We start from the raw sequence: 850 nt of genomic DNA on the forward strand, positions 1-850 counted from the left end.
TTTTTCCGACCAAAGAAATTACAAAGTAAATCGACTATGCACTTGAGTAAATTATTACATAAAACTTTTTCTAATACAGCGGGTATTATTGATAAGCGTAACCACTGCACATTAATGAAAGCTGTAGAAACACTCTGCCAACATAAGTTCTTATCCATTGCTGCTTTGGGGCGAAAACTAAAGAGTAACGCGAAGGTTAAACACAATATTAAACGAATAGATAGGTTATTTGGCAACCCTCGCGTCCAGCATTCTCGCTACCATTATTACCAAGAAATTACTCGCCGCGTTATAGGTCAAATTAGACGCCCATGTGTGACGATTGATTGGTCTGGGTTAACACCTTGTGGCGAGTTTCATTTATTACGAGCAGCAGTGCCAGTTAAAGGTCGAGCAATGACAATCTATGAGCAAAGTTTTCGTGAATGTGAATACATGAAGCAAAGCGTGCACAAGGATTTCATTAAAACACTTAAATCAATATTGCCTCCAGATTGCAAGCCGATCATCGTCACAGATGCAGGATTTCGCAATCCTTGGTTTAAGTTAGTGCTTAAATTTGGTTGGGATTTTGTAGGCAGAGTGAGGCATCAAACACAATATCAAAAGCCAGAAAATGATACATGCTGGTCACCAGTAAAAACACTTTATTCTAAAGCGACAGTAAAACCCGCTTATCTATTTGAAACACGACTCGCTAAAGCCAATTCATTGAGTGGTCACTTTTACTTGTTTAAATCAAAGCCTAAACAAAGAAAGAAGAAAAACCTTCGAGGAAAAACGATTCGCTGCAGCGTAAGCTTGAAACATGCTAAAGGCGCCACTGAGCCATGGTTATTATTTACCTCAT

General features: G+C 38.8%; 1 protein-coding gene. It reads left to right on the forward strand.

The window, feature by feature from the left end:
- Window positions 1-36 precede the first annotated feature (36 nt).
- Window positions 37-850, forward strand: an 814-nt coding sequence (locus tag I6F65_RS22120) for an IS4 family transposase (RefSeq protein WP_197114853.1), incomplete at its 3' end; no start/stop codon positions are given.

It is taken from the genome of Pseudoalteromonas sp. SWXJZ94C (genome assembly GCF_015864385.1).
In the GTDB taxonomy this organism is placed as follows: domain Bacteria; phylum Pseudomonadota; class Gammaproteobacteria; order Enterobacterales; family Alteromonadaceae; genus Pseudoalteromonas.